The organism is Curtobacterium flaccumfaciens UCD-AKU (assembly GCF_000349565.1).
GTDB lineage: Bacteria > Actinomycetota > Actinomycetes > Actinomycetales > Microbacteriaceae > Curtobacterium > Curtobacterium poinsettiae.
In genome coordinates this window covers 1-5770 of record NZ_APJN01000098.1, presented here as the reverse complement: position 1 = coordinate 5770, position 5770 = coordinate 1, and the positions used below count along the sequence as shown (strand labels likewise).

The following is a 5770-nucleotide window of genomic DNA, read 5'->3' as shown; positions in this document are numbered from 1 at the left end:
AGATCAAGTAACACCCCCGCAACACCATCGGCCCGGACCACGCAGCAGCGCGGTCCGGGCCGATTCGCGTCGTGGGAACCACAGCTCAGCGGGCCCGCGCTCGGTACGCCCCGGGCGCGCTCCCGCAAGCACGGGTGAAGTGTGCGTAGAAGCTCGACTGCGAGCCGAACCCCGCGGCATGCGCGATCTCCGACGTCGTCATCGACGTGGTCGCGAGCAACCGCTGCGCTTCGGCCACCCGGCACCGAGTCAGGTACTCCCCGATCGTGGTCCCGACGTCCTGCCGGAACACCGTCATGGCGTAGTGCGGATGCAGGTGTGCCGCAGCGGCGACGTCGGCGACCTCGATCGGTTCGCGGAACCGGTCCACGACGAACCGCACCATGTCGATCACCCGGTGCATCGCGTCCGCGGTGCCGTGCCCGCCCTCCGCGCGCTGGTCCACGGCGTCGCGGTGGTGCCGCAGCAACCGGCGCACCAGGGCCTGCGCTTCGAGGTTCGCGATCACTCCGGCTCCGTCGTCCGCGAAGTCCCGTTGCCACGACGACAACATCGACTCGACGTCCCGCCCGGCCGCACCGGTCGGCACCACGACGGGACGGTTCAGCAGCATGGCACCGAGGTCGTGGTCCGGAAGCCCCCACGCCAGCACCTCGCCGAGCGGTATGTGCACCCACCGGCACTGTCCGGTCCCCGTCGCGTCACCGACGAGCTGGTGGGGTGTCCATCCCCAGAAGAGCGCGATCTCCCCCGCGTTGACGCTCACCGGCTCCCCGCCGAACCGGTAGTCGAGCCGTCCCTCGAGCACGAGGTTGATCTCGAGGTCGTCGTGCCGGTGTGAGGACGGCATCATCGGCGCCGGGCCGCGATGGCTCCAGTACGCCGCTTCCACCGTCTCCACGTCGAGCACGGTGCCGAGCCTACGGCAGCGGCGTGGACGACCCGGAGTCCGATCGGAGGATCCTGGAACCCCGCCGTCCGAAGCCGGAGGACCCCGGGCCCCGGCGCTTCCTACCGTCGTCACATGACCAAGATCACCATCATCGGCGCCGGCGGCTTCGTCTTCCCCTTCCGCCTCATCGGCGACCTCGTCTCCTTCCCCGCACTGCAGGACGCGACGTTGCACCTCATGGACCTCGACGCGGGCCGGGTCGCCCGCACTGCGACCGCAGCCCGCGAACTCGTCGCCCACCACGGCCTCGGCGTCGAGGTCCTCGAGACCACCGACCGGCGCGAGGCCCTGGCGGGTGCGGACGTCGTCATCATCACGTTCCAGGTCGGCGGCGTCGAGTCGTACAAGTGGGACGTCGAGATCCCCCGCAAGTACGGCATCGACCAGGCCGTCGGCGACACCGTCGGCCCCGGCGGCGTGTTCCGGTTCCTGCGGTCGGTCCGTGCCTACGAGGACATCGCCCGCGACGCGCTCGAGCTCTGCCCGGACGCCCAGTTCATCAACTACGCGAACCCGATGGCGATGGCCACGGCGTTCCTCAACGCGAAGGGCCTGCGGACCGTCGGCCTCTGCCACAGCGTGCAGGGCACCACCCGCATGCTGGCCCGCACGCTCGGCGTGCCGTACGACGAGGTCGAGTTCGTCAGCGCCGGCATCAACCACCAGGCGTGGATCCTCGAGTTCAAGCGTCGCAACGGCGAGGACCTCTACCCGCGTCTGCGCGAGGTGATGACGGCGAAGCACCAGCGGGGCGTCGCGGCGTCCGACCTGCACGACGACGACGGCGACCACAGCGAGGCGGCTGCCGCGGCGAGCAACTACGAGGGCGGCAACGAGCAGGTCCGCACCCAGCTGATGCGCTCGTTCGGGTACTTCGAGACCGAGTCGAGCCACCACGCCAGCGAGTACGTGCCGTACTTCCGCAAGGACCCGGAGACGGTGCTCGAGTACATCCCGGAGCGCTGGGACTACTACGAGATCTGCCTGGCGCACGACGAGCAGGGCGACGTGGACACGCAGCTCGAGAAGCTCAAGGCCGACCTGACGCCGAGCGTCGAGTACGGCGCGAGCATCGTGAACGCGATCGTCACAGGGGTCCCCGCAGTCGTCTACGGCAACGTCCCGAACAGCACCGGCGTCATCCAGAACCTGCCGTCCGACGCCTGCGTCGAGGTGGCCTGCCTGGTGGACGGCAAGGGCGTGCAACCGACCTCGTTCGGCGAGCTCCCGCCCCAGCTCGCCGCGATCAACCGCACGAACACGAACGTGCAGACCCTGGCGGTGCGCGCTGCGCTGACGGGCAACGTCGAGCACGTCCACCACGCGGTCGCCCTCGACCCGCTGACGGCGGCGCACCTCACGCTCGACCGCATCGCCGAGATGACCGACGAGCTCCTGCACGCCCATGCGGCGCTGCTCCCCGAGTCGCTGCGTCCGGCGGACGCGGGCGCAGCCGCGCACACGGCCGACCGGGAGGCCCGCCCAGCGCTGGTCTGACGCCGTCGCGCCCGACGTGGGGTCGGGTCCGCAACCGCGACCCCACGTCCGGCTCGCGCCGACGCGCAGACGCGCGCCGCGCCTCCAGTCCGTCCTGCACGGCACCACGACCTCAAAGGAGAGGACCATGCCGACCCGACCATCCCCCCAGCTCGCCAGACGGGGGTTCCTCGCACTCGCCGGTATCTCGATGGCCGGCGCCCTCGCCGCCTGCGCGGGCCAGGGAACCGCTGCCCGCGGCGGCACGAAGCACATCCGCCTGTCCACCTGGAACATCCCGACGGACATCACGAGCTACCAGGCGATCGCCGACGAGTTCGTCGCGGTGCACCCGGGCACGAGCGTCTCCGTCGAGGTCACGACCGGCCAGTTCCACCAGTGGTTCATCACGCGGCTCGCCGCCGACCTGGCGCCGGACGTCATCCGGATCACCCCGCAGCAGATCGGCCGGTACGCCGCGAACGGCAGCCTGGTCGACATCTCGGGGGCCGTCCCGGCGGACTACCGGCAGGACTACAGCGACCCGTTCTGGGCGATCGGCGCGCGGGACGACGGTGTGTACGGCGTCTTCCAGCACACCGACAACTTCATCACCTACTACAACCGCGACGTCATGGAACGGATCGGTGTCACGCCACCGCAGGCCCTCGGCGACGCGTGGACGTGGGATGCGTTCCTCGACGTCGCGAAGGAGGTCAAGCAGGTCACCGGCAAGTACGCGTTCGGGTACGGCTGGTCGTCGCCCGAGACCGCGTACCGGTGGCTGCCGCTGGTCCACCAGAACGGCGGCGCGTTCCTCGGGGAGGACGGCGCGACCCCGTCGATGGACACCCCCGAGGCGATCGACGCCCTGGCCTTCGGCCGGAAGTGGTACGCCGAAGGACTCGCGACGACCGGCAACCTCAGCAAGAGCGGCGGCGGTGACGTCTCGCGGAACCTGTTCCTGACCGGGCAGATCGGCATGATGCTCAACAACCCGGAGTCGATCGCGCAGCTCGACACCGACATGCCCGACAACTGGGGCACTGCCCCGATGATCCGCAACGTCGGCGAGGCGAGCGACCTGGGCGGCAACGCCCTGGCCGTCACGAAGTCGAGCAAGCACCCGGAGCTCGCGGCCGAGCTCGTGGCGATGATCACGTCACGGTCGAAGATGCAGCAGTTCTGCCACGACGGCAACTGGCTGCCCGCCCGGAAGTCCCTCGACGCGAAGGACATCGGGTACGCCGCGAACACCGACACGATGCAGCGGTTCATCGACCAGGGGACGACGATCCCGCTCTCGATGGTGCAGGCCGAGAGCGGCGAGTACTTCAGCTCGCTCAACGCGGTGTTCGCCGACTACCTCGACCTCTGCCTGCTCGGGCAGCTGAGCCCGAAAGAGGCCTCGAACCAGATGATGGAGGCGATGCGCAGTGTCACTGCGAACTGAGACCGCGCCGGTCCGCACGACGGCGTCCACCGCCCCTCCGACCGGCGGACTCCCCGCTGGCGACGGTGCCCGCCGAAGCCGCGGCCGCTTCGTCCCGTACGTGTTCGTCGGCCCCGCGGCGCTGCTGTTCCTCGGCTTCTCGCTCATCCCGATCATCACGGCGATCGCGCTGAGCTTCCAGGACTCCAGCACCTCGCTCGGCGACGGCACCTGGGTCGGCGGGAAGAACTTCGTCGACATGGGCTCCGACCCGCTCATCGGCACGGCGCTGCGGAACACGCTCGTGTTCACGCTCGGCACCGTGCCGACGTCGATGGCGATCGGGCTCGCCCTGGCGGTTGCCCTGAACCGGCCGCTGCCCGGACGCTCGGTGTTCCGCGCCCTGTTCTTCGTGCCGATGGTCGCCGCGGGCGTCGTGGTGGGCGTCATCATGTCGTGGATCTTCAACGGCGACTACGGCGTCGTGAACAACCTGCTCGAAGCGCTCGGCATGGGCCGCGTGCCCTGGCTGACCGCTCCGGGGTGGGCGATGGCGACCCTGGTGGTCGTCGTGGTCTGGACCCGGATCGGCTTCTGCATGGTGATCTACCTCGGCGCGCTGCAGTCCGTGCCCGCCGAGCTCAAGGAGGCCGCCGCGATCGACGGCGCCTCGCGCTGGGTGCGGTTCCGGACCATCACGTGGCCGCTGCTCCGCCCGACGACGTCGATCCTGCTCATCCTGAACGTCGTGTTCTCGTTGCAGGCCTTCGACGTCATCTACGTGATGACCGGCGGTGGCCCTGGCTTCTCGACGACCGTGCTGATCCAGTACGTGTTCCGGTCCGCGTTCATCGATGCCCGGATGGGCTACGCCGCGGCGCTCGGACTGGTGCTCGTCGCGATCCTGCTCGTGTTCACGCTGCTCCGGCAGCGCGCCAACCGCAAGGCGGAGGAGATGCTCTGATGGCCGTACTCGATGTCCGCGGTCCCCGCCGCCGTCCGGCTGGAGCCCGCTCCCGGCGTCGGCCCGGTCGGTGGGTGCTCGTCGCCGGGCTCACCGCCCTGGCCATCCTGATGGTGTTCCCGCTGTACTGGATGGTCGTCTCGGCACTCACCCCCGGCGGGCAGTCGCAGAGTGGCACGTTCTCGCTGTTCCCGACCCGGCCGACGTTCGAGAACTACACGCAGGTGTTCAGCACGCAGCCGGTCTGGCGGTGGCTCGGCAACTCCGCGCTCATCACCAGCGTCGGCACCGCCTTGAGCGTCGTCGTGTCGCTGATGGCCGGGTACGCACTCGCCAAGTTCCGCTTCGTGGGCCGAGGGCTGCTGTACTCGGCGTTCCTCGTCACGATCATGATCCCGATCCAGGTCACCCTGGTGCCGAGCTTCCTGGTCGTCGCGAAGATCGGCCTGGTCGACTCCCCCTGGGCGGTGATCCTGCCGACCGTGTTCGACGTCGTCGGGATCTTCATCGCCCGGCAGTTCATGCTCGGGGTGCCGGACGCGCTGATGGAGGCCGCTCGGCTCGACGGTGCCGGGGAGTTCCAGACGTTCTTCCGGGTGGTGCTGCCCTCGTGCGGCCCCCTGGTCGGGGTGCTCGTGATCCTCGGCTTCATGACCCGGTGGAACGACTTCCTGTGGCCGCTCGTCGTCCTGCAGGGCAACGAGAACCTGACGGTGCCGGTGGCCCTGTCGACCCTGACGAACAACCCGGCGTTCAGCTCACCGTGGGGAGCCGTGATGGCGATCGCGACCGTCACGGTGCTGCCGTTGCTCGTGGTCTTCCTGGCGTTCCAGCGGCAGTTCGTGCAGGGCATCGCCTCGACCGGCATCAAGTAGGGCGCCGGGCGGTTCCGGGCCTACCACTGCAGTGGCCATGGGAGAGGAACGACGGGAGGCACGGTGCCAGC

Annotated in this window: 5 protein-coding genes; 4 read left to right on the top strand and 1 reads right to left on the bottom strand. The window is 69.5% G+C overall.

Features of this window, described 5'->3' with window-relative positions:
• Positions 1-85 precede the first annotated feature (85 nt).
• Complete coding sequence (locus H489_RS22050) at positions 86-910, bottom strand: helix-turn-helix domain-containing protein (RefSeq protein ID WP_031259148.1); 825 nt, start codon at positions 908-910, stop codon at positions 86-88.
• A gap of 114 nt (positions 911-1024) precedes the next feature.
• Between H489_RS22050 and melA the strand changes: the two genes are divergently transcribed.
• The 4 genes from melA (at position 1025) to H489_RS22030 (ending at position 5699) form a co-directional block, all read left to right on the top strand.
• The gene (gene melA, locus H489_RS22045; RefSeq protein WP_017885826.1) at positions 1025-2449 is read left to right on the top strand and encodes an alpha-galactosidase; all 1425 of its coding nucleotides are present in this window, start codon (positions 1025-1027) and stop codon (positions 2447-2449) included.
• A gap of 127 nt (positions 2450-2576) precedes the next feature.
• Positions 2577-3881 carry an ABC transporter substrate-binding protein gene (locus tag H489_RS22040; RefSeq protein ID WP_040418807.1) on the top strand — a complete coding sequence of 435 codons (1305 nt, stop codon included), beginning with the start codon at positions 2577-2579 and terminating at the stop codon, positions 3879-3881.
• Positions 3865-4824, top strand: a complete 960-nt coding sequence (locus tag H489_RS22035) for a carbohydrate ABC transporter permease (RefSeq protein WP_017885824.1) — start codon at positions 3865-3867, stop codon at positions 4822-4824. Before H489_RS22040 ends, H489_RS22035 begins: the two co-directional genes overlap by 17 nt.
• Entirely contained in the window at positions 4824-5699 is an 876-nt protein-coding gene (locus H489_RS22030; RefSeq protein ID WP_081612180.1) for a carbohydrate ABC transporter permease, read from the top strand. The genes H489_RS22035 and H489_RS22030 overlap by 1 nt, the downstream gene beginning before the upstream one ends.
• Positions 5700-5770: the final 71 nt, after the last annotated feature.

What these genes read in the sequence shown, in the direction of transcription:
- melA (WP_017885826.1), top strand. Translation starts at nt 1,025, where the DNA reads ATGACCAAGATCACCATCATCGGCGCCGGCGGCTTCGTCTTCCCCTTC.
- H489_RS22040 (WP_040418807.1), top strand. Translation starts at nt 2,577, where the DNA reads ATGCCGACCCGACCATCCCCCCAGCTCGCCAGACGGGGGTTCCTCGCA.
- H489_RS22030 (WP_081612180.1), top strand. Translation starts at nt 4,824, where the DNA reads ATGGCCGTACTCGATGTCCGCGGTCCCCGCCGCCGTCCGGCTGGAGCC.